Raw genomic sequence first — 20,625 nt, forward strand, 5'->3', positions numbered from 1 at the left:
TCATATTTTAACTATTTAGACTCAGGTTTTTTTATTTAAAGCAAACTATGGGACAGTAGTGGCTTCATGCGCCTTTTTTATTATCATCTATTAAGATGCATGAATTTTTTCAACAATATCTTTAACTCGTTTTGCATAGAGCTTAGCTGTTTCCAAATCACCTGAAGGAATTTCATCAACACCTGCATCTGATGGAGTTTGTACTAATAAACCAACAGAACCACCTAAATTGTTCACATCCTCACGGGTTGCTGTTTTAGTATTTGCTGGTAATAAGCCTAAACTTACCCAAATTCCACCATGTTGAGAGGCTAAAGTTTGTAAATGGATTAAGGTAACTTGTTTATCACCATTTAAACTTGCACTATTGGTAAAACCTGCAAAAACTTTATCTTTCCAGCCCTGTGTAAACCAGATTTTCGAAGATGCATCAGCGAATTTCTTAAATTGCCAAGGCGCTGCTCCCATATATGTTGGTGTACCAAAAACGATCCCCTGCGCTTGATTTAGCAGCTGCCAATCTTGTTCTGAAATATCGCCATTTTGATCAATTTCGATTAAATCTGCTTGTATGCTTTGAGCAAATGTTTCAGCAACAACTTTCGTATGTCCATAACCAGAATAATAAACCACAGCAATGTTTGACATGAGAGAATCCTTATAATTTCAAAAAAAGTTCGATTTAATAATATATATTTTAGAAACTAGGTATCAATTAGTTACCAATTGGTAACTATGTTGCTATTCGCATTAAATACTGGGTTAAAAAGATGAATACCGGATTAAAATATAATATTTATCAACAACATTGCCCTGCTCGGTTATTTTTTGAAAAAATTGCTGACAAATGGGTTTTACTGATTATCAATGTCCTCGCAGACGAAACTCAGCACTTCAATCTTTTAAAGAAAAATATTCAAGGTATTTCACCTAAAGTACTGTCTCAAAAACTAAAAATGCTAGAGCGAGATGGATTTATCCAAAGACAAGTCCAAAATACCTCTCCAATACGTGTTGATTATTCATTAACATCGTTAGGACATGAAGTTGCCAAAATGGCATTTCAGTTAAAAGATTGGGCTGAAACTAATATTGAAAAAGTGATATCGGCTCAACAAAAATTTGATTCAAGCCCCAAACAAGAAAACGACTTAAAGTAGATCACTTTAAGTCGTTTTAGCACTTGAGCAATAAATTAAACTAGACTAGAACTTTAAATCCTTGTTGACGCCAAGCTTCATAGACAATAACAGCAGTTGCATTAGATAGATTTAAACTTCTTGAGTTTTCAGCCATTGGTAACCTTATCCACTGCTCTTGTGGGAACATCATTCGGACATGCTCAGGCAAACCTCTAGTTTCAGGTCCCATCAATAAAGCAACTGGACGATTGAGATCAACTGTATGTGGTGTCGCACTGCCCTTGGTCGTAAGTGGAAAGACATGCTCAACACCTTTAGATTTGAGATCAGCAAGACACAACTCAATATTGTCCCATATCAACATTCTTGCCCATTCATGATAGTCCAAACCTGCGCGCTTCAATTTTTTATCATCTAGCTCAAAACCTAAAGGTTTGACTAAATGTAGCTGAGCACCTGTATTAGCGCATAAACGAATGATATTACCTGTATTTGCTGGAATCTCAGGTTCGTATAGGACCACATGAATCACAAATTTTCTCTACTTTTCATAATCCCTCCTAGTCACCCTTTGAAAAAGAGAGGAACTCACTCTCTTTTTAAAGTGGGATTAGGAGAGATTTATTGCCATTTTAACTGTTCCCGTAGGCTCACAACTTCACCAATAATCGTTAAAGTCGGTGCTACGATATGATGTTCAGATACCTTTGTTGCAATATCAGCCAAAGTTCCAACAACAACTTTTTGTTCAGGCGTTGTACCTTTAGAAATCAATGCAACAGGCATCGTTGGACGTTGACCATGTGCAATCAGTTGCTCACAAATGCGTTCTAATCCGACCAAGCCCATGTACAGAACTAAAGTTTGGTTTTCATAGACCAATTCACTCCAAGGCAACTCTGGTGAACCTTCTTTTAAATGTCCTGTTAGAAACCGCACACTTTGCGCATAATCACGATGTGTTAACGGAATCCCTGCATAAGCGGAGCAACCTGAAGCCGCGGTAATTCCTGGAACCACTTGGAATGTCACATTGGCTTCCACCAATTCTTGAATCTCTTCACCACCACGCCCAAAAATAAATGGATCACCACCCTTTAGACGGCAAACACGCTTACCTTGTTGTGCATATTCAACCAACAAAGCATTAATGCCTTCTTGTGGAACAGAATGATTTGAACGTGCTTTACCCACATAAATTTTTTCGGCATCACGACGACACAAATCTAAAATCGGACCTGAAACCAAACGATCATAGATCACAACATCAGCTTGTTGCATCAAACGCAACGCTTTGAGTGTCAATAACTCTGGGTCACCTGGTCCCGCACCAACGAGATACACTTCACCTTTAGGTGCAGACCATTCAGTTAGAGCTTGCTGGATCAGTTGATTTGCAAGCTCAAGATTGTCATTGAAAACTTGTTCTTTTAGAGGACTTGCATATAAATTTTCCCAAAAGATACGTCGCTCATCTGGGTTAGAAATTTTTTCTTTAACTTGCTTACGCCATTGTCCAGAAAACTCAGCGAGTTTACCCATCCCGTGCGGCACAATAGTTTCAATCTGTGTACGCAATTGTCGAGACAATACTGGCGATGCCCCATTAGACGCAACAGAAATCACTAAAGGTGAACGATCAATGATTGCAGGTACCATGAAACGGCAATTAGGTATGTCATCAACACTATTGACTAAAATATTGCGCTGCTCATAATGATCAAATACGGCTTTATTTACATCCGCTTGGTCTGTCGCAGCAATCACTAAGCGATAGCGAGTATCAAGTACAGATTCTGAGAAGCTTTCTTGGATATACTGACCCGTTGATTTCTCAACTAAAATCATCAAATCAGGTTCGATCTCAGGTGCAACCACATCAATGATTGCACCTGCTTTGATCAATAAACTTGCTTTACGATAGGCAATACGCCCACCGCCTACAATCAGACAACGTTGCTGCTGCAACTTTAAAGAGATTGGAAATATTTCCACATCTGGCCTCTTCTATATTTTCTATCTGATTGAACTAAAGCAAAAACTATGCACAAAATCGATGCATGTTTTAATCAATGAAGCTTACGCCGCCCATATATGGACGTAAAACTTCTGGAATTTCGATTGAACCATCAGCACGTTGATAATTTTCCATTACCGCAAGCAAGGTACGACCCACCGCAAGACCTGAGCCATTCAATGTATGCACCAATTCGATCTTCTTCTGATCTACACGATAACGTGCTTTCATACGACGCGCTTGGAAATCACCCATATTTGAACAACTAGAGATTTCACGATAGGTATTTTGGCTTGGTACCCACACTTCGAGGTCATAAGTCTTAGTTGCGCCAAAGCCCATATCACCACCGCAGAGCAAAATCTTACGGTATGGCAGACCAAGTGCCTGTAAAATGCCCTCTGCATGTGCAGTTAATTCTTCAAGTGCCTGCATAGAGTGCTCAGGCTTAACAATTTGCACCATTTCGACCTTATCGAATTGATGCTGACGAATTAAACCACGGGTATCACGACCATAAGAACCAGCCTCACTACGGAAACATGGTGTATGTGCAGCATATTTTAACGGTAAACGATCTGCATCAATGATTTCATCGCGCACAAAGTTAGTAATCGGCACTTCGGCAGTAGGAATCAGATAGTATTCCTTTTCACCTTGAAGCTTGAATAAATCCTCTTCAAACTTAGGTAATTGTCCTGTACCACGTAAAGTATCTGCATTTACTAAGTAAGGTACATAAGCTTCGGTATAACCATTTTTAAGCGTATGTGTATCTAGCATGAATTGAGTCAGGGCACGTTGCAAACGAGCCAATGGACCTTTCAACACGCTGAAGCGAGAACCTGTTAGTTTTGTTGCAGTCTCAAATTCAAGACCACCCATCCACTCACCGAGATCAGTGTGATCTTTAATTTCGAAATCAAACTGGCGTGGTGTACCCCATTTCAAGATTTCTAAATTATCACTTTCATCTTTACCTTCAGGTACAGATTCATCAGGCAGGTTTGGAATCGCCAGTGATTTTTGTTCTAACTCAGTTTGAAGTTCTGCCAAAGCAACTTCAGCAGCTTTGATTTCGTCACCAATGGCAGACATACGTGCCATGATTTCGGAAGCATCTCCACCAGACTTTTTGATTTGACCAACTTGTTTAGCACCCGCATTGCGTTCAGCTTGTAAATTCTCAGCTTTTGACTGCAATTCTTTACGGCGAACTTCTAAATCAGCCCATTCTTGCGCATTAAGCTGAACACCACGTTTTGCTAAAGCAGCGTTTACCGCTTCAATATTATTTCTGAGTAATTTTGGGTCAATCATAATCAATCATGAATAGAGAAAAAACTGGCTATAGTGTAAGGCTTTAACCCAAAAAAATACAGCGATAGACAACAAAGACTCAGCACCTACACATGTTGAGATGCTGAAAATCAATTAATTGGGTTCTTTTGGTAAACTTGGTAAATATTCAGCTTTAATAAACTGTTTCGCTGCATAATAGGGCAACGTTAACTCACTCATTCCTTCAGCATAAGATGCAAGCTCATATAAAGGATAGACAAAAACAATACCATTCACTCCGTAGTAATAATTGTCACTGAGCTGTAAATCTTGTTTTTTAATATTATGATCTTCTAACCAGTTCTGATTAGACGCATATAGTTCATCACGCAGTTTGGTATTCATCTCAGGTTTAATCAATTCACTGACAGTGATATGTTTTTTATTAGAAAGATCAAAATTCACAAACTCTTGATGTGACATACCATGTGCTGCGCCAGCAGAATATGAATACGACTGAATCGCAAATGTCGCTAAATTATAATTTTGTCCTATAAAACGAACGTATGTACTACTCTCACTCAATGAAGGTTCATCTGCAGGAACTTTAACTTTCTGATCAGGAAGATTAGCAAAAGCATTCGGCTCAGCTTTTTTCATACGATTGACAAAATATTCATCGATCCATTTTTGATTGGTTTCGACGGTTTGCAAATCATAATTGGTACAACCATCCTCCAAACAAACTTTTTGCTTGGGAAGCTTAACTGGAATTACTTTTGCTTGAATTAATGGTATGTCTAATTTTGCAGTTTCTTTGGATGATTCTTGTTTAGGTTGGCATCCGACTAAAGCAACAACTATAAGAATTGGAATAAGTTTTGAGAATTGTGAAGTATTCATCGTCACGCAAGTCTCTGATGTTTTTCTTCACTATACAAAGCCTTGTAAGGATATAAAATTTAAAAATGTATCTTTCAGACAAGAAAAAGCCGCAAATATGCGGCTTTTTTTAACTGATTACTGATCAATAATATCTGTACCTTTAGGCGGTGCAAAATTAAAGACTGATGCAGGGATCTTTGGATTGACTTTAATGTTACTGAATCGAACATATGTCGTTTGACCTAAAGAATCCTGTAAAATCATCAGGTTTGGTGCTTTATTTGCGCCAAAACTAATGGTCATGCTTTGGAAAGCACTGTCTTCTTGTTTTGGATATAAAGTGTAATAAAGTTTAGTGCGGTCAGGCTGCGTCACACGATAAGACTGCATGATCTGATTAGTATTGCCTGATAACAATAATGCTGGTGTATTGGCAATTTGATCATCTAAACTCTGACGAACAGCTTGTTGTAAATCTGGATCATAAATCCAAACAAGCTTACCTGTGGTCACAATGGTCTGCTTCGCTGGGCTAGTCGTTTCCCAATAAAACTTTCCAGGACGTTCTACTTTCATTGTACCTTTGAAAGTTTGATTCATATGTTGTGCAGTTAAGCTTTTATTTTTGCTCGGCTTACTGTTCGTAACTTTTGTAGTTTGTTCAAAATCTGCTGTTAAACGTTGCAAGCCAGATAACTGCTTCACCAAACTGGAGGTTGCTTGCTGAGCAGATGCTGCTGTTGGTGCAGCAGATAACTGTGTACTCACAACTGGAGCCAGTGTCATTGCACCAATTGTTGCAGCATATGCCATTTTTTTTACGAAATTCATAAAATGAACCTTCTATCAGATTTCTACTGTTATGACGACATCTTACTGTTTTTGATCATTAAAAAAATGAAGAAAAGCATAGGTTTTGTGTATTTCGTGTCGCAAAGTTCAGCATTATGTATGAAGATGCGGTCTTTATGTAGAAATTGTAAGGATGCAAATCCACAATTTGACAAGATTTTAAAATCGATCATGTAGCTAAATTTTTAGATATAGAAATTATTAATAAAGAATAGACTAGACCTGAATCAACTTTTTGATAGTCTTACTAGAATTTATAAAATAAGCATAAACTATGAAAAGTCTTGCATTCATCCATCGAAATGACACTCGATTCGCTATTGGCGACTTTTACCCTGCACTTTCAGTATTCTCTTACCATGAACTTGGTAATACAACATCACCCTTTCTACTGCTTGATCATTTAGGACCAGGAAAACTCGAAGCTAAAAGCAAAAAGAAAGGCGTAAATGAACATCCACATCGCGGTTTTGAAACCGTGACCTTTGTATTTGCAGGTGAATTACAACATAAGGACTCCACAGGTGGCGGTGGCTTGATCAAACGAGGTGACGTTCAGTGGATGACTGCTGCCTCAGGAATACAGCACATTGAACAGTTTAGTTCCGAGTTTCGTGAAAGTGGTGGTCCCTTTGAAATGGTACAACTCTGGGTAAATTTACCAGCCAAAGACAAAATGTCTGCCCCTCGCTATCAAAGTTTATTAAATGAAAATATCCCTAAAATTATTCTCGATGATCAAACTAGCTATATTCGCGTAGTTGCTGGTGAGTTAAATCAAACAACTGGAATCGCAAAAACATTTACTGCGATGAATGTCTTTGACATACATCTTGTGAAAGACCAACAAATTACATTACCTGCTGCCGAGGGTACGACAACCTTGATCTACTTGCGTAAAGGTAAAGTACATTTTTCTTCTGATGAAGAATCTCTCGAAGAACAAGCGATGGCTGTCATGTCGAGCTTAGGAACTGGCGTTCAAATCAACGCTCTAGAAAACTGTGATTTATTATTTTTATCAGCACAGCCCTTAAACGAGCCAATTAATGGACAAGGGCCTTTCGTCATGAATAGTTATGATGAAATTTTACAGGCTTATGATGATATTAAGACAGGAAAATTCGGACACTATTCTGATTAGACACCTTATAAAATGTATACCCATAAAAAAAAACCCGCTAAAAGCGGGTTTTTCTGAACTATTAAAACTTACGCTTCAACAGTTACATAGCGACGGCCAAATTGACCTTTCACTTCAAATTTTACTACGCCGTCAGCAGTAGCAAATAGAGTATGGTCACGGCCCATACCAACATTTGCACCAGCGTGGAACTCAGTACCACGTTGACGAACGATGATGTTACCAGCAGTTACAGTTTGACCACCGTAAACTTTAACACCTAACATCTTAGGATTCGAATCACGACCGTTCTTCGTCGATCCACCGGCTTTTTTAGTTGCCATGTCTATTTACTCCTCGTGTTAGCCTGCGATACCAGTAATTTTCAACTCGGTAAACCATTGACGGTGACCTTGTTGCTTACGGTAGTGTTTACGACGACGCATTTTGATGATGCGGATTTTGTCGTGACGACCATGGCCAACTACTTCTGCAGTTACTTTTGCGCCAGCTACAACTGGAGCACCGATTTGAATGTTGTCACCGTTAACAACCATTAATACGTCATCAAACGTAATAGTCGCGCCAGTTTCAGCTTTCAATAATTCTACTTTAAGGGTTTCACCCTCAACAACACGGTGCTGTTTACCACCGCTTTGGATTACTGCGTACATATGTACTCCAACATGCCCGTGTCGTCGTGTCGATAAAGGGATATATCGATCTTAAAACGAACGCCACTGGGGTTATATAAGGGGACAAATTTTAAGTGAAATTTGATCAAACAACAAGTCATTTTATACAAATGCAAATAGATTCAATCAATTTTTAGATTTTCTAATAAAATCAATTAGATTGAAGTTCTACAGTTTTGATTGATTCTTTCTGTGATTTGCAATACATTTTTAAAAACAAATTGCGACAATAACAAACTGTGTTTTTACAAAGTCATAAGTAAAGTAATGATGTTTGGTGGGCAAGCTCTTTTTTCTGTCTAAATTAAGACCAAAAAACTCATCATAATGTTTTAAATGACGGATTACACAGCCTGTATAACTGTTTAGCAACAGATTAATTGATACACTTAGCGCATTACCCACCTATACGAGGTTTTTCTTCATATGGTTATCGATTTTAAGCAAGACGTTCTTTCCCCTGTTGCGACAGATTTTGCTGCGATGGATTACCTGATCAATGAAGGAATTAGCTCTAAAGTTGGCTTAGTCATGTCTGTCAGCAAACATGTCGTGGAAGCTGGTGGGAAGCGTATGCGCCCAATCATGTGCTTACTGGCTGCAAAAGCTTGTGGATTGGCAAATATGCAGCAAGCGCAACATTTAGCTGCCATCATTGAAATGCTTCATACCGCAACTTTAGTGCATGATGATGTAGTCGATGAATCAAACCTCCGCCGTGGTCGCCCAACCGCAAATGCAACGTGGAACAATCAAACTGCTGTTTTGGTGGGGGATTTCTTAATAGCACGTTCATTTGATCTATTGGTTGATTTAAATAACATCACACTATTAAAAGATTTCTCTACAGGCACATGTGAAATTGCTGAAGGTGAGGTTTTACAACTTCAATCTCAGCATCAACCTGAAACAACCGAAGAAACATATTTGCGCATTATTCATGGTAAAACATCTCGTTTGTTTGAACTTGCTACTGAAGGCGCAGCTATTTTGGCAGGTACAGAAGAGTACCGTGAACCTCTTCGTCGCTTCGCTGGTCATTTTGGTAATGCTTTTCAAATTATTGATGATATTTTGGATTACACATCTGATGCTGAAACATTAGGTAAAAATATTGGTGATGATTTGATGGAAGGTAAACCTACTTTACCGTTAATTTCAGCATTAGCTCATTCGACAGGTGAAGAACATGAGATTATCCGTCGTAGTATCGCCACTGGTGGTATCGAGCATCTAGATAAAGTTATTCAAATCGTGCATAACTCGGGCGCAATCGAATATTGCCAAAAGCGTGCCCAACAAGAAACGGATGGCGCATTAGAGGCTTTAAAAGCCTTACCTGATAATGAATATCGACAAGCACTGATCAATTTGACCTTAATGGCCTTACACCGACTCCAATGATGTTCTAATTGCCTATGCATTTAAATTTATCTGATTTATTTTTAAAAATGCAAGAACAGCTTGAACTACCTCAAGCTGCTCTTGACGAAAACCTAATTATTGAACTGGTCAATCGTATACGACCATCTGATCCTAACGATGCCAATGAAGTAAAATCACGTATTGATGCATTGGTTAGGATTTTATTACTCACTCCTGCATCCTCCATTTTGCTTCAAAACTTTTTATTGCGACTGATTAGCCAATATAAACAAATTAGCTTGTATGCCGACAGTGGCATTCTCTCTTTGGATGGCTTTTGGAACCAGTTAAGCCAACGATTAGGCGCTCATTTTCTTCCTTTAATTGAAGATGGTCAGCAACTCAGAACATTGGTTGGTAAAGTTTTTCACCAAGAAACTGATAGCGATTGGTTAGCTTTAATTGATACGCAAGATTGGATTCGTTTATTTAGCCTAATCAGTGAAAGTCATAGCAATAGTAAAGAAAAACTCTATTCTAAAAATGAATTAATAAAAGCGATTACTGTTCTTTCATATCGAATCAGTGGCATTGGCTTATATCCCGAGTTTATCAATGCCTTACCTGACATTATTGAATACGAATCTCCTTTTCTGGTTCAAAACCGAGAAATTGTCGAATTTATTGAGAAGTATAAAAAGCAGATCGAAGATCAAGATAGTATTGTAGTTCTCCCGCCTCCTGATGCATCACAAGCATTTGTTATGCTGGATCAATGTCGCGAAGTTGTACTCAAAATCCGCAGAGCAACCAAGCGTATTGGTGTAAGTATCAGTTTGACTTATTTACTCTCGCTTTTGGAACAAGCGCTTGATCGAATTGAATTATTGCTTAGTTTATTGGTCAGCAAAAATGAAATTCGATACCGATCATTGGGTGAGTTAATCACAGATCTAACTCAAGCGAATTATGATGAAAAAAGTGTGCGTCACTTACTGAGTTCTACCAGTGAGTTAATTGCGTTACAGGTTACTGAGAATGCAAGTAAGACAGGCGAACATTATGTAAGTACTGACAAAGCTGGCTTTTGGGGAATGTATAAGGCTGCTGCGGGTGCAGGTGCAATTATTGCGACTATGGCAACCTTAAAAATACTGACAGCGCGTTTGGTCTTGGCCCCATTTGGACATGCATTTCTATATAGTATGAACTATGCGTTAGGTTTTATGCTGATTCATGTGCTGCATTTCACCGTTGCAACTAAACAACCTGCAATGACAGCTGCTGCTCTCGCAGCAACAGTGCAACATCAAAAAGGTAGTAAAACAGCACAAATTGCTGAACTCGCAGCTTTAATTATCAATATTATTCGTACTCAATTTGTGGCTATCCTCGGCAATATCTCGATTGCGATTCCAGTAGCTGCACTTATTACTTTCTTGTGGCAATACAACTTACATGAACCTTTGCTTTCACCTGTTAAAGCAAGTAAAACACTGCACTCCTTAAATCCATTCACTTCTTTGGCCGTTCCACATGCAGCAATTGCTGGTGTGTGCTTATTTTTATCAGGTTTACTTGCAGGATATTTCGATAACCTAGCCGTATATCGAAAGGTAGGTCCTCGTTTAAAACAGCATCTTCGTTTGAAACATTTAATGGGACAAGAAAGACTGGATAAGTTTGCTAATTATATCGAAACCAACTTAGGTGCTTTAGCTGGTAACTTCTTGTTCGGTATCATGCTTGGAAGTATGGGGACGATTGGTTTTATTCTAGGCTTACCAATAGATATTCGTCACATTGCCTTTGCATCTGCAAATTTTATACAAGGCTTAATGACTATTAGTGGATCACCTGATATTGGTCTAATCCTTGTATCGTTTCTTGGTGTCATGCTCATTGGTTTAACCAACCTATTTGTTAGCTTTACTTTGACTATTATTGTTGCTTTACGCGCTCGTCGCGTACGTTTCGCACAATGGAAACCATTGGCAAAATTGGTACTCACCCACTTCTTAACACGACCAAGTGATTTCTTTTGGCCACCAAAACAACCAATCGAAGTAGATGATGATGCATCAAGTGAACAAAAAGTGAGACATTAATCAATTTTTGTTATGTTTTTTTACTGAACCTTAAGAAAATCTGAAAATGAAATTATCATAAAATTTCAAGACTTGACCAAAAGTGTACTCACAAGTACACTTTCAAACATTATATAACACTGAACAATGGTTAAGCAAATAATGAGGTTCGCATGCCGTACCTACTGCTTTGTATTGGTTGCATTTTTTTGATAATCGGTGTGATTGGGCTGTTTTCTCCAAGCATATCAAATTTAGACCTTAGAGGTGTTCAAATGCTATTTGAACACCGTTCGTTTGCGCTTAACCACGTAGCCGTTCTATTTTCTCGCCTAGGAGGCATGCCCTTTTTACTGGTTTTAACGTCGTTTTTTTGTATCCATCAAATTCGAAAGAAAAACTATAAAAAGGTCATATTTGTCGCCCTGAGCGTGATCGGTAGCATTGTGATTGGTTGGCTTCTGAAATGGGGCATTGATCGACCAAGACCATTGGTGTTTTATCATTTAGTTCAAAGTTATGGAGCATCCTTCCCAAGTGCCCATAGCCTGTATGCTGCAACCCTATCGAGTTTAGTTCTGTTGCTATCACAACAGCACAAATATCGTTCCAGTATCGTTTTAGTATCTGTTTTATGGTTAATAATCATGGGGATATCTAGAGTTTATGCAGGGGTTCATTACCCAACTGATGTATTGGCTGGTTGGGGTATTGGGTTGATTTTGACTTCGTTGCTTTGGTTTTGGCTGTATCAAAGCAATTTCAGCAACAATTTGTTTTTAGATAAAAAATCTAAATTGAGGTGGAACAATGATGTCGGCTAAGCTTTGGGCACCTGCCCTCACTGCTTGCGCATTAGCAACAAGCATTGCGCTTGTTGGTTGTAGCAAAGATCCTAAAGATGAACAGCAAGCTGCTGCTGCTCAAAAAATGCCGCCTCCAGAAGTTGGTGTTATCGTTGCTCAACCACAAAGTGTTGAACAAAATGTTGAACTTTCTGGGCGCACTTCTGCGTATCAAATATCAGAAGTTCGTCCACAAACGGGTGGCGTTATTTTAAAGCGTTTATTTGCTGAAGGCAGTTATGTCGAAGCAGGTCAAGCGCTTTATCAAATAGATGCTAATACCAACCGTGCAACTGCTGACAGTGCTCGTGCAGCTTTATTACGTCAGCAAGCTAATTTAAATGCATTGCGTGTGAAAGAAAATCGTTATCGCCAATTGGTTGGTACTAACGCCGTTTCTAAACAAGAATATGATGATATTAATGCTCAAGTAAAATTGGCTGAAGCAGATGTAGCTGCAGCTCAGGCAGCATTGAAAAATGCTGAAATTACTTTAGGTTATTCAACTGTTCGCGCACCTATCTCAGGGCAATCTAGTCGTTCTTCGGTAACTTCTGGTGCTTTAGTTACTGCAAACCAAGCAGATCCGTTGGTGACAATCCAACAACTTGATCCGATCTATGTAGATATCAATCAATCAAGTGCTGAAATGCTCCGTTTACGTCAGCAGTTGAGTAAAGGTAGTTTAGATAGTAGTAATAATACGCGCGTCAAACTCACACTTGAAGATGGTTCAGATTATCCTATCGAAGGCCAACTCGCATTCTCTGGTGCAAGTGTTAACCCTGAAACAGGATCAGTGACTTTACGTGCCGTTTTCCCTAATCCAAATCACTTGTTATTACCTGGTATGTACGCAACTGCAAAAATTTCTCAAGCAGTTCTACCTAATGCATATCTGATTCCACAAGCAGCTGTAACTCGCTTACCTACAGGACAAGCAATTGCTATGGTCGTAAATGCGAAAGGTGCTGTAGAGACTCGACCAGTGACGACAGCAGGGGTTCAAGGTCAAGACTGGATTATTACCGATGGTTTAAAAGCGGGTGATAAAGTTATTGTGGATGGTGTTGCAAAGGTAAAAGAAGGTCAAGAAGTTAAGGCTAAGCCTTACCAACCTCAAGCATCACAAGGTCAAAATGCTGCCCCTAAAGCAAATGAACAAAAACAAGCTGACTCTTCAAAAACTGAACAAAAAGCTACTTCACAAGTTTAAGGGGTAGATTGCATGGCTCAATTTTTTATTCATCGCCCAATTTTTGCATGGGTGATTGCACTGGTTATTATGCTGGCGGGTATTCTCACCCTCACCAAAATGCCAGTTGCACAATACCCAACGATTGCACCACCTACGGTGACAATTTCTGCAACATATCCAGGCGCCTCAGCTCAGACTGTTGAGAATACGGTTACTCAAATCATTGAACAGCAAATGAATGGTTTGGATGGTTTGCGTTATATCTCTTCAAGCAGTGCGGGTAATGGTCAAGCATCGATCAACTTAAACTTCGAACAAGGCATTGATCCTGATATCGCTCAAGTTCAAGTTCAAAATAAATTGCAATCAGCAACTGCACTTTTACCAGAAGACGTTCAACGTCAAGGTGTAAGAGTGACCAAGTCTGGTGCAAGCTTTATGCAGGTCGTTGCTTTCTACTCACCTGACGGCAGCTTGTCAGCATCAGATATTAAAGATTACGTCAATTCAAACATCTCTGAGCCACTAAGTCGTGTTGCAGGTGTAGGTGAAGTGACTGTCTTTGGTGGTTCTTATGCAATGCGTATTTGGTTAGATCCAGCAAAACTTACTAGTTTTAATCTCACACCTTCAGATGTTGCAGCAGCTATACGTTCACAAAATGCTCAAGTTGCGGTAGGTCAATTAGGTGGTGCTCCAGCAGTTCAAGGACAAGTTTTAAATGCGACGGTAAATGCACAAAGTATGTTGCAAACTCCAGAGCAGTTTAAAAACATTTTCCTAAAAAATGCTGCTGATGGCGCACAAGTGCGTTTAAGTGATGTTGCACGTGTTGAGTTAGGTTCTGACAACTATCAGTTTGACTCTAAGTTCAATGGTAATCCTGCAGGTGGTGTCGCGATTAAACTTGCGACGGGTGCAAATGCGCTAGATACAGCTGCTGCAGTTGAAAAACGTTTATCAGAATTACGTGTTAACTATCCAAGTGGTTTAAAAGATAAACTTGCTTACGATACGACACCATTCATTAAGCTTTCGATTGAAAGTGTAGTACACACACTGATTGAAGCTGTTGTTCTGGTATTTATCGTCATGTTCCTGTTCTTACAGAACTGGCGTGCAACGATCATTCCGACACTTGCAGTCCCTGTAGTTGTATTGGGAACTTTTGCGGTAATCAATATTTTCGGCTTCTCAATCAACACACTCACCATGTTTGCGATGGTACTTGCGATTGGTCTGTTGGTCGATGATGCGATTGTAGTCGTCGAGAACGTCGAACGTGTGATGCAAGAAGAACACCTTGAACCTGTACCTGCTACTGAAAAGTCGATGGGTCAAATTTCTGGTGCTTTGATTGGTATCACTAGTGTATTAACGGCGGTATTCGTACCAATGGCCTTCTTCGGGGGGACAACTGGTGTAATTTACCGTCAATTCTCTATCACTTTAGTAACGGCAATGATTTTATCTTTGATCGTTGCGTTAACGTTTACCCCTGCCCTTTGTGCAACGTTATTAAAACAACACGATCCAAACAAAGAACAAAGCAACAGTATCTTTGCGCGTTTCTTCCGTGGTTTTAATAGTGGGTTCGAAAAACTTTCAGAGAAATATCAAGGTGGCGTCAACCGTATGACCCATCATAAGTTGTTCTCTGGAGTCATTTATATCGTTGTTATTGCTGCTTTAGTTGGTTTATACAAGATGTTGCCTTCGTCTTTCTTACCTGAAGAAGACCAAGGTGTTGTTATGACACTTGTTCAATTACCACCGAGTGCAAGTCTTGAAAGAACAGATAAAGTCATCACCACTATGACTGATTACTTCTTAAATAAGGAAAAAGAGCATGTAGAGTCGATCTTTACTGTGTCTGGCTTCTCATTTACAGGGGTTGGTCAAAATGCTGGTCTTGCTTTCATCAAATTGAAAGACTGGAGCGAGCGTACAACACCTGAATCACAAATTGGTGCCATCATTCAACGTGGTATGGCATTGAACATGATCGTAAAAGATGCATCTTACATCATGCCATTACAGCTTCCTGCAATGCCTGAATTGGGCGTATCGTCTGGTTTTAATATTCAGTTGAAAGATGTAAGTGGTCAAGGTCATGAAAAACTGATCGCTGCTCGTAACGCTATTTTAGGTATGGCATCACAAGACAAACGTCTTGCAGGTGTACGTCCGAATGGTCAAGAGGATACTCCTCAGTACAAAATCACAGTTGACCAAGCGCAAGCTGGTGCAATGGGTGTGAGTATTAGTGATATTAACAGCACCATGAGCATGGCTTGGGGTGGTTCTTATATCAATGACTTCGTTGATCGTGGTCGTGTGAAAAAAGTTTATGTTCAAGGTGAAGCCGATACTCGCATGATGCCTGAAGACCTAAACAAATGGTATGTACGCAATAACAAAGGTGAAATGGTTCCATTCTCAGCTTTTGCTAAAGGTGAATGGACGTATGGTTCACCACGTTTAGAACGTTACAACGGCGTATCTTCTGTGAACATTCAAGGTTCTCCTGCACCAGGTGTCAGCTCAGGTGACGCGATGTTAGCAATGGAAGAAATCATTGGTAAGTTACCATCGATGGGCTTACAAGGTTTCGACTATGAATGGACAGGCTTATCTTTGGAAGAGCGTGATTCTGGTAACCAAACAGTTCCATTACTCATTCTTTCATTATTGATCGTGTTCCTGTGTCTTTCAGCATTGTATGAAAGCTGGGCGATTCCAATTTCGGTATTGTTAGTTGTACCACTAGGTATTATTGGTGCTTTCACGATGACATGGTTAGGAATGGTGATTAAAGGTGATCCAAACTTATCCTTTAACATTTATTTCCAAGTCGCAATCGTAGCCGTGATTGGTCTTTCTGCAAAAAATGCGATCTTGATCGTAGAGTTTGCAAAAGAGCTGCAAGAAAAAGGCGAAGAGTTATTTGAAGCAACATTACATGCTGCAAAAATGCGTTTACGTCCGATTATCATGACTACACTTGCATTCGGATTTGGTGTTTTACCATTAGCCCTTGCAAGTGGTGCGGGTGCAGGTAGTCAACATTCTGTTGGTTATGGTGTACTGGGTGGCGTAATTTCTTCAACACTTTTAGGTATCTTCTTCATCCCTGTATTCTTCGTGTGGATTCGTAGTATCTTTAAGTACAAACCTAAAACTTTAAATACTCAGGAGCATTGATCGTGATGCAAACTGTTTGGTCTATTTCCAGTCGTGGCATTGCAATCTCTGCACTCGCGCTGTCTTTGGCTGCCTGCCAAAGCATGCGTGGGCCAGAGCCTGTTGTGAACACAGCTATTCCTGAAAGCTTTGCGTCATATAGTAATGCTTCTGGAACTTCTATCGCAGAACAAGGCTACAAAGACTTCTTTGCTGACCCTCGTTTATTACAAGTGATTGATATGTCACTTGCCAATAACCGTGACTTGCGTACAGCGGCGTTGAATATTCAAAAAGCCCAACAGCAGTACCAAATTTCAGAAAACAACCAATTACCAACGATTGGGGCAAGTGGTAGTGCGGTTCGCCAAGTCACGCCATCTCGTGATCCTAACAACCCCTACTCGACTTACCAAGTTGGTTTAGGTTTAACGGCTTACGAGTTAGATTTCTGGGGTCGAGTTCGTAGTTTGAAAGACGCTGCTTTAGATAGTTATCTTGCGACACAAAGTTCGCGTGATGCGACTCAGATCAGCTTAATTGGACAAGTGACACAAGCATGGTTGAATTATTCATTCGCCAGTGCACAACTCAAACTTGCAGAGCAAACGCTTAAAGCACAGCAAGAGTCGTTTAACTTGAACAAAAAACGTTTCGATGTCGGAATTGATAGTGAAATTCCTGTGCGTCAAGCTCAGATTTCAGTTGAAACTGCACGTAACGATGTAGCTAACTACAAAACCCAGATTGCACAAGCTCAAAACTTGTTGAATTTATTGGTCGGTCAACCAGTTCCTGAAAACCTGTTACCAAAACAACAAGTTGCTCGTATCACACAAAAGAATGTGTTGACAGCAGGCTTACCAAGTGACTTGTTGAATAATCGTCCTGACGTCAAAGTGGCTGAGTATCAACTCAGTGCTGCGGGTGCAAATATAGGTGCTGCGAAAGCACGACTATTCCCAACGATTAGTTTGACGGGTTCAGCAGGTTATGCATCAACAGATTTAAGTGATTTGTTTAAATCTGGCAACGCACTTTGGTCAATTGGTCCGAGCATCGATATGCCAATCTTTGATTGGGGTACACGTCGTGCGAATGTCAAAATTTCTGAAACAGATCAGAAGATTGCCCTTTCAAATTATGAAAAGTCAGTCCAATCTGCATTCCGTGAAGTGAATGATGCTTTAGCAACTCGTGCCAATATTGGTGATCGTTTGAGTGCTCAACGCCGCTTAGTTGATGCCACTAACACCACTTATAAACTATCTAATGCTCGTTTCCGTGCTGGTATTGATAGCTACTTAACGGTGTTAGATGCTCAGCGTTCAGCATATTCAGCAGAACAAGGCTTATTATTATTGCAACAAGCTGATTTAAATAATCAGGTTGAGCTTTATAAAACCTTAGGTGGTGGACTCAAAGCGTCTTCAACTGAGACGATTGCACGCCAACCATCTAGCGCTGAAAAAAATAGCGCTCAATAATAAAAAACTTTGTCAAAAAAAAGCTCACTTCGGTGAGCTTTTTTATTGCATGCGTGCGGAATATTTCTTATCTTCAATACTGAAATATTAAAGACTTAGAAAAACGCTATGTTATTAAGCAGTTTAGAATCAGTTCCTGGTCACGAGATTTTACGTCAGCTAGATGTCGTTTACGGCAGTACGGTACGCAGTAAACACGTTGGACGAGATCTTATGGCAGGATTAAAAAACATTGTTGGTGGTGAACTTACAGGCTATACAGAGTTGCTTGAAGAATCTCGCCAAGAAGCGACACAACGTATGATCGATAAAGCACGTGCTTTAGGTGCCAATGCTATCGTCGGTATTCGTTTCTCGACCTCAAATATCGCTCAAGGTGCATCTGAACTCTTTGTCTATGGAACAGCTGTCGTCGTCCAGCCGATCACACCAAAACTTCCTGATCCATTTAGCGCTTAGGCATGTCTATGAGTGGATTAATTTTTCAGGTTATTCTTTTCTTGATTCTGTTTTCAGTCGGATGGGGATTTGGTCGTCATATCGAACAAAAACATTTACGTGAACTAGATGAAAAAGAAAAAAAATTTGCCCATATTCGAATTGATACCAATCGATTTGTTGAAACATCAGCAAAGGGGCAATTGGTGAGTAGCAATGTCGTCATCTCACATGATTACTTTAAATACATACTTGCCAATATTCAAAACTTTTTCGGCGGTCGCCTGACCAGTTATGAAAGTGTGGTTGAACGTGCACGTCGTGAAGCGATGCTCCGCCTCAAGCAAGAAGCACATGCAATCGGTGCTAGCCATATCATGGGGGTTCGTCTCAGCACGACTGAACTCGGTATGCAAGGTGGGATGGTTGAAGTGTTTGCATATGGAACAGCGATCTATTAGCCATCTTGAAGACGTATGTCCTGTTGCACATGCTGCATCAGGACAACTCAGTTACTATGCAAAAATCGCTTGCCAATAGTGATAGGTTTTTTCTTCCCCATTCTCTAATTTAAAGTCATAAGACATTTGACGAGTTTCTACAATCTCAAATTCAACGGGTTGTTTGAACAATGCTCCAGCATAAGCAAAAGTATGGTATTCGCCATTTTCTCCGCAGATATCGATATCCTCAGGCATCCGTTCTATCAATGCTGCATCTATATCTTGACCAATAAAAGAACGATCCAATTTACTAGCATCTGTGACGATGATTTTAGTTCTAATGCCTGAATCCAAAAAGTGTTTCATCACTTCAGTTGAATCAAGATTCCAGATTGGCTCGACCACTTCAATTCCTAAAGGATGTAAACGGTCTTCTCGATATTTACGCACGTCACTAAGATAAATATCACCAAAAATAAAATGTTCTACCCCCTGTGCCTTGAAATGCTGAGCAGCATCTAACATGCGCTGCTCATAAACAGGTAGGTTCTTGGGTAAAAATACAGGATAAAGAGGGATACCAATACTTTCAGCTTGTTTCATCAATAATGAAAATGGAATCGCATGCATAGATGACAATTCCGTTTCCTCATTGACTGTAGTCAACAAAGCAACCACTTCGAATTGTTTTTGCTGTAAGACGGTATAAAGTGCGAGGGCAGAATCTTTTCCGCCACTCCAATTAAAAACAGCTTTCTTAGGTGTTTGCACTATCATTTAACTCGTGTTTTACGAATCATTTTATATAACAAGCTTGGTGATAAGCGAGAGACCAATACTCCGAGTTGTTCTTTTTTCCCGCCAACAACAATATATTCATCACCTGCCATTAATGAACTCACTACTCGTTCAGCAAATACATCGGCTTCAAGTCCATTTTCAATCGCTTCATCCTGATGTCCTTGTGGTTTGCCCTCACCATTTAAAGCATTAAATGAAACATTGGTTTTAACAAAACCAGGAAAAACCACTGAAACTGCTATTCCCTCTTTGGCGACTTCCGCACGTAAGCTATTGGCCCACATGTGAATTGCAGCCTTAGCCGCAGAATAAGTCGCGCGATATTGGGTTCCTAAAAGACCCGCCACACTCGAAATAAATACCACCCGACCTGATTTTTGTTTGCGCAAAGTGGGTAATACGGTTTTGGTAAAGAACACTTGGGAGAAATAATCCACTTCCATGATGGCACGTTCAGTGTGCATACTCGTTTCTTCAATCAACGCACGCTGACTCAAGCCTGCATTATTAATCAGCCAATCAATACGTCCTTTGGTTGCGAGAACTCGTTCATGTGCATGGCGGACTTGAGCTTCATCGGTAATATCAGCAGCGATTGAAAGATGCTGTTCAGGCTTAAGTAAACCCACTCGAACCGATTCCAACTCATCATAACGACGTGAAGTCAGTACAACTTGAGCACCTTGTAAAGCGCACTCTCGTGCCAAAGCTTTACCTAAGCCCGAAGATGCACCTGTAATCCATACGACTTTATTTTCAAGACTTTTAAGTTTCGCCATGTCA

20 protein-coding genes are annotated in these 20,625 nt (G+C 39.9%); 10 read left to right on the top strand and 10 right to left on the bottom strand.

All coding sequences use genetic code 11. The annotated features are described in order from the left end of the window. Positions 1-90: 90 nt before the first annotated feature. On the bottom strand, positions 91-648 hold the full coding sequence (locus F948_RS10645) for a flavodoxin family protein (protein ID WP_004908422.1): 558 nt from the start codon (positions 646-648) through the stop codon (positions 91-93). A gap of 122 nt (positions 649-770) precedes the next feature. Here F948_RS10645 and F948_RS10650 point away from each other — a divergent pair, with 122 nt between their 5' ends. Beyond that, positions 771-1,160 carry a winged helix-turn-helix transcriptional regulator gene (locus F948_RS10650; RefSeq protein WP_004963630.1) on the top strand — a complete coding sequence of 130 codons (390 nt, stop codon included), beginning with the start codon at positions 771-773 and terminating at the stop codon, positions 1,158-1,160. Between the two features lie 40 nt (positions 1,161-1,200). Here F948_RS10650 and F948_RS10655 read toward each other — a convergent pair whose 3' ends face one another. The 5 genes from F948_RS10655 to lolA all read right to left on the bottom strand — a co-directional run bounded on the left by F948_RS10655 (position 1,201) and on the right by lolA (position 6,156). Beyond that, positions 1,201-1,674, bottom strand: a complete 474-nt coding sequence (locus F948_RS10655) for a tRNA (cytidine(34)-2'-O)-methyltransferase (protein WP_004950756.1) — start codon at positions 1,672-1,674, stop codon at positions 1,201-1,203. An 89-nt stretch (positions 1,675-1,763) separates the two neighbouring features. Continuing rightward, a complete protein-coding gene (gene cysG / locus F948_RS10660) occupies positions 1,764-3,137 on the bottom strand; it encodes a siroheme synthase CysG (protein ID WP_004963635.1) in 1,374 nt (457 codons plus the stop codon). Between the two features lie 70 nt (positions 3,138-3,207). Further along, positions 3,208-4,479, bottom strand: coding sequence for a serine--tRNA ligase (gene serS, locus F948_RS10665; protein WP_004908431.1), 1,272 nt, complete (start codon positions 4,477-4,479; stop codon positions 3,208-3,210). A 114-nt stretch (positions 4,480-4,593) separates the two neighbouring features. After that, a complete protein-coding gene (locus F948_RS10670) occupies positions 4,594-5,349 on the bottom strand; it encodes an RsiV family protein (RefSeq protein WP_026057389.1) in 756 nt (251 codons plus the stop codon). Between the two features lie 111 nt (positions 5,350-5,460). Further along, positions 5,461-6,156, bottom strand: a complete 696-nt coding sequence (gene lolA, locus F948_RS10675; protein ID WP_004908434.1) for an outer membrane lipoprotein periplasmic chaperone LolA — start codon at positions 6,154-6,156, stop codon at positions 5,461-5,463. Between the two features lie 295 nt (positions 6,157-6,451). Here lolA and F948_RS10680 point away from each other — a divergent pair, with 295 nt between their 5' ends. Further along, entirely contained in the window at positions 6,452-7,321 is an 870-nt protein-coding gene (locus F948_RS10680; protein WP_004963643.1) for a pirin family protein, read from the top strand. Positions 7,322-7,389: 68 nt separating this feature from the next. On the opposite strand, the gene rpmA is transcribed toward F948_RS10680, so the two are convergent. Both rpmA and rplU read right to left on the bottom strand, forming a co-directional pair. Then, entirely contained in the window at positions 7,390-7,644 is a 255-nt protein-coding gene (gene rpmA / locus F948_RS10685; protein WP_004640422.1) for a 50S ribosomal protein L27, read from the bottom strand. Positions 7,645-7,662: 18 nt separating this feature from the next. Continuing rightward, positions 7,663-7,974, bottom strand: coding sequence for a 50S ribosomal protein L21 (rplU, locus tag F948_RS10690; RefSeq protein ID WP_004652230.1), 312 nt, complete (start codon positions 7,972-7,974; stop codon positions 7,663-7,665). Positions 7,975-8,421: 447 nt separating this feature from the next. Here rplU and sdsA point away from each other — a divergent pair, with 447 nt between their 5' ends. From sdsA to F948_RS10730, 8 genes are all read left to right on the top strand, one after another. Next, a complete protein-coding gene (gene sdsA / locus F948_RS10695) occupies positions 8,422-9,399 on the top strand; it encodes an All-trans-nonaprenyl-diphosphate synthase (RefSeq protein ID WP_004950751.1) in 978 nt (325 codons plus the stop codon). A gap of 14 nt (positions 9,400-9,413) precedes the next feature. Then, on the top strand, positions 9,414-11,468 hold the full coding sequence (locus F948_RS10700; RefSeq protein ID WP_004963646.1) for a site-specific recombinase: 2,055 nt from the start codon (positions 9,414-9,416) through the stop codon (positions 11,466-11,468). Positions 11,469-11,620: 152 nt separating this feature from the next. Next, the gene (locus tag F948_RS10705) at positions 11,621-12,271 is read left to right on the top strand and encodes a phosphatase PAP2 family protein (protein ID WP_004963649.1); all 651 of its coding nucleotides are present in this window, start codon (positions 11,621-11,623) and stop codon (positions 12,269-12,271) included. Continuing rightward, positions 12,258-13,508 (top strand): efflux RND transporter periplasmic adaptor subunit, encoded by a 1,251-nt coding sequence (locus F948_RS10710; protein ID WP_004963653.1) that lies wholly within the window; start codon positions 12,258-12,260, stop codon positions 13,506-13,508. Before F948_RS10705 ends, F948_RS10710 begins: the two co-directional genes overlap by 14 nt. Before the next feature lie 12 nt (positions 13,509-13,520). Continuing rightward, positions 13,521-16,694, top strand: coding sequence for a multidrug efflux RND transporter permease subunit AdeJ (gene adeJ / locus F948_RS10715; protein WP_004963654.1), 3,174 nt, complete (start codon positions 13,521-13,523; stop codon positions 16,692-16,694). A gap of 5 nt (positions 16,695-16,699) precedes the next feature. Further along, entirely contained in the window at positions 16,700-18,160 is a 1,461-nt protein-coding gene (gene adeK / locus F948_RS10720; RefSeq protein ID WP_004963657.1) for a multidrug efflux RND transporter AdeIJK outer membrane channel subunit AdeK, read from the top strand. Positions 18,161-18,268: 108 nt separating this feature from the next. After that, on the top strand, positions 18,269-18,619 hold the full coding sequence (locus tag F948_RS10725; protein WP_004908457.1) for a YbjQ family protein: 351 nt from the start codon (positions 18,269-18,271) through the stop codon (positions 18,617-18,619). 8 nt (positions 18,620-18,627) lie between these two features. Beyond that, on the top strand, positions 18,628-19,059 hold the full coding sequence (locus F948_RS10730) for a YbjQ family protein (RefSeq protein ID WP_004963660.1): 432 nt from the start codon (positions 18,628-18,630) through the stop codon (positions 19,057-19,059). 54 nt (positions 19,060-19,113) lie between these two features. Here the strand turns inward: F948_RS10730 and F948_RS10735 are convergent, their stop codons facing one another. After that, a complete protein-coding gene (locus tag F948_RS10735) occupies positions 19,114-19,818 on the bottom strand; it encodes a Dph6-related ATP pyrophosphatase (protein ID WP_004963663.1) in 705 nt (234 codons plus the stop codon). Further along, positions 19,815-20,621 (bottom strand): SDR family NAD(P)-dependent oxidoreductase, encoded by an 807-nt coding sequence (locus F948_RS10740; RefSeq protein ID WP_004963666.1) that lies wholly within the window; start codon positions 20,619-20,621, stop codon positions 19,815-19,817. Before F948_RS10740 ends, F948_RS10735 begins: the two co-directional genes overlap by 4 nt. Between the last annotated feature and the right edge of the window lie 4 nt (positions 20,622-20,625).

The sequence above is a fragment of the Acinetobacter junii CIP 64.5 genome (assembly GCF_000368765.1).
Taxonomy (GTDB): domain Bacteria; phylum Pseudomonadota; class Gammaproteobacteria; order Pseudomonadales; family Moraxellaceae; genus Acinetobacter; species Acinetobacter junii.

Bases quoted from the DNA above. Each gene is read 5' to 3' on its own strand.
- F948_RS10645 (WP_004908422.1), bottom strand. From the start codon at position 648: ATGTCAAACATTGCTGTGGTTTATTATTCTGGTTATGGACATACGAAA.
- F948_RS10650 (WP_004963630.1), top strand. From the start codon at position 771: ATGAATACCGGATTAAAATATAATATTTATCAACAACATTGCCCTGCT.
- serS (WP_004908431.1), bottom strand. From the start codon at position 4,479: ATGATTGACCCAAAATTACTCAGAAATAATATTGAAGCGGTAAACGCT.
- lolA (WP_004908434.1), bottom strand. From the start codon at position 6,156: ATGAATTTCGTAAAAAAAATGGCATATGCTGCAACAATTGGTGCAATG.
- F948_RS10680 (WP_004963643.1), top strand. From the start codon at position 6,452: ATGAAAAGTCTTGCATTCATCCATCGAAATGACACTCGATTCGCTATT.
- rpmA (WP_004640422.1), bottom strand. From the start codon at position 7,644: ATGGCAACTAAAAAAGCCGGTGGATCGACGAAGAACGGTCGTGATTCG.
- rplU (WP_004652230.1), bottom strand. From the start codon at position 7,974: ATGTACGCAGTAATCCAAAGCGGTGGTAAACAGCACCGTGTTGTTGAG.
- sdsA (WP_004950751.1), top strand. From the start codon at position 8,422: ATGGTTATCGATTTTAAGCAAGACGTTCTTTCCCCTGTTGCGACAGAT.
- F948_RS10700 (WP_004963646.1), top strand. From the start codon at position 9,414: ATGCATTTAAATTTATCTGATTTATTTTTAAAAATGCAAGAACAGCTT.
- F948_RS10705 (WP_004963649.1), top strand. From the start codon at position 11,621: ATGCCGTACCTACTGCTTTGTATTGGTTGCATTTTTTTGATAATCGGT.
- F948_RS10710 (WP_004963653.1), top strand. From the start codon at position 12,258: ATGATGTCGGCTAAGCTTTGGGCACCTGCCCTCACTGCTTGCGCATTA.
- adeJ (WP_004963654.1), top strand. From the start codon at position 13,521: ATGGCTCAATTTTTTATTCATCGCCCAATTTTTGCATGGGTGATTGCA.
- adeK (WP_004963657.1), top strand. From the start codon at position 16,700: ATGCAAACTGTTTGGTCTATTTCCAGTCGTGGCATTGCAATCTCTGCA.
- F948_RS10725 (WP_004908457.1), top strand. From the start codon at position 18,269: ATGTTATTAAGCAGTTTAGAATCAGTTCCTGGTCACGAGATTTTACGT.
- F948_RS10730 (WP_004963660.1), top strand. From the start codon at position 18,628: ATGAGTGGATTAATTTTTCAGGTTATTCTTTTCTTGATTCTGTTTTCA.
- F948_RS10735 (WP_004963663.1), bottom strand. From the start codon at position 19,818: ATGATAGTGCAAACACCTAAGAAAGCTGTTTTTAATTGGAGTGGCGGA.
- F948_RS10740 (WP_004963666.1), bottom strand. From the start codon at position 20,621: ATGGCGAAACTTAAAAGTCTTGAAAATAAAGTCGTATGGATTACAGGT.